Below are 2,043 nucleotides of genomic sequence, written 5' to 3' on the forward strand. Positions count from 1 at the left end.
TGTATAGGCTGAGGATATCAGCTACTGAAAAAGCTGTATGAGCTATCACTTCACCAAAATAAGGTACTTTAAGAGGTACTGCTACAGCTTTGTTTCCAGATACTCCTCCTTCACTACTATATATTCCTTTGAGTACATAGACTATAGTTTGAGGGGCTAATTCTGGCTTTATTAGATACAATACAGGAGTAGCTTTATATATAGGAGCTGCACCGCTAGGATATTTAACTACCTTAGATTTATCAATTTCATTTTTGTTTACAATATCACTGCTATTAGCAATCTCATCAGCAGATAAAAACTCTAATTTTTGATTACCTATAACTGCATATTCAATAGCTACTGATGATAGATTTTTGATTGATAGATAGTCAGCACCTTCAGGGGTATAGTTTCTTTTTAGTTTTCTTTGGTAATCGCGGAATTTTTTATCCCGAATATATACAATACTATCATAATTTACTTGCACAGACTCTCCCCCTATAATGAAAGGTGTTGTCATGCGTTCTGTTTTTACGATATTTTTAGTATTTCCGCTGATAAAAACTGAATAACTCACTTCTACTTCAGCAGGTGAATTATCTACTGAATTGACTACTATATAATTATGTTTAAGAGAATTCGTCTTTATGTTTTCAATTACTTCTTCTTCTGTTTTAGTACATTTTAATTGAAAACTGATAAAGATACTAAACACTAAAAACACTTTTACAATAAACTTTTTCATAACATTCTTTTTTAATCATAAACTAAATACCAAGGATTCCACCAGTGAATGCATAGAAGTAAAACAAAAGTAAGAATTTTATAAATTAAAACTATTCTTCATTTTCCTTAATCTTCATATTCCTGAAAACCATCAAGGGCATAACTTCCTTTAAAAGTATTAATAAACCATATCTGCCCTGTATTTCCTAATGTTTTGTCTGGAAGTATAGTCCCATAAAATTTAAGATAGTGTTTGCCTTGAGAAATACTGTAATTATAAGGTCTTCCTCTATCCATATAGGCATCATATTCTGGATATAATATATTCCCTGAAGCATATTCCTGTTTGTATAGGCTGAGGATATCAGCTACTGAAAAAGGGGTATTAGCTACTATTTCTCCAAAATTAGGAGTTTTAAGAGGCACAGCTACTGCTTCTCTACCTGAAACACCTCCATCAGCGGCATATATTCCTTTGAGTACATAGACCGTAGTTTGAGGGGCTAATTCAGGTTTTATTAGGTACAATACAGGAGTAGCCTTATATATAGGGTTTGCACCACCAAGATACTTAACAACTTTTGTTTTATCTATTTGATTTTTGTTTACAATATCACTACTATTAGCAATCTCATTAGCAGATGAAAACTCTAATTTTGGATTGCCTACAACTGCATATTCAATAGCTACTGATGATAAATTTTTGATTGACAGATAGTCAGCACCAAGAGGAGTGTAATTCCTTTTTAGTTCATTTTGATGAAATCTTCGAGTAGTTCCGTGCACAAAAAGTAAACTATCATACACTACTTTTACTTCTTCTCCTCCAATGATAAAAGGAGTAGTTTTACGTTCAGTTTTTACAATGTTTTCAGCATTTCCATTAATAAAAACTGAGTAACTTACTTCTACCTCAGCAGGTGAGTTATCTACTGAATTAACTACTATGTAATTATGCTTTAACACTTTTGTCTTATTACTTGTAGCTGTTTCTATCTCTGGCTTAGAGCAAGTCATAAATACATTGGTAAGGAAAGTGAATAGCACTAAAGTTTTTAAGAATAGATTTTTCATAGTAATACAAATTAGGATATTCTAAAAAGTATTAATGCCAAAAGTTCCTTCGAAAGTATTGATAAACCATATCTGCCCTGTATTTTCTAATGTTTTACCAGCTTCTATAGTTCCATAGAGTTTCAAATAGTACTTTCTCTGGGAAATACTTTGATTATAAGGTCTTCCCCTATTCATATAGGTATCATATTCTGGATATAATATATTCCTTGAAACATATTCCTGTTTGTATAGGCTGAGGATATCAGCTACTGAAAAAGG

At 31.8% G+C, this 2,043-nt stretch carries 2 protein-coding genes and 1 pseudogene; all 3 read right to left on the minus strand.

Annotated features, from left to right (window positions below; genetic code table 11):
• Positions 1–727, minus strand: a 727-nt coding sequence (locus HMPREF9073_RS00010) for a hypothetical protein (protein WP_009411925.1), incomplete at its 3' end; no start/stop codon positions are given.
• A 107-nt stretch (positions 728–834) separates the two neighbouring features.
• Positions 835–1,782, minus strand: a complete 948-nt coding sequence (locus HMPREF9073_RS00015; protein WP_009411926.1) for a hypothetical protein — start codon at positions 1,780–1,782, stop codon at positions 835–837.
• Positions 1,783–1,803: 21 nt separating this feature from the next.
• Positions 1,804–2,043 (minus strand): annotated as a pseudogene (locus HMPREF9073_RS15805) (hypothetical protein); the annotation flags it as partial.

The sequence above is a fragment of the Capnocytophaga sp. oral taxon 326 str. F0382 genome, from assembly GCF_000318295.1.
In the GTDB taxonomy this organism is placed as follows: domain Bacteria; phylum Bacteroidota; class Bacteroidia; order Flavobacteriales; family Flavobacteriaceae; genus Capnocytophaga; species Capnocytophaga periodontitidis.

Coding starts and splice junctions, on each gene's coding strand:
- HMPREF9073_RS00015 (WP_009411926.1), bottom strand. CDS start 1,782: ATGAAAAATCTATTCTTAAAAACTTTAGTGCTATTCACTTTCCTTACC.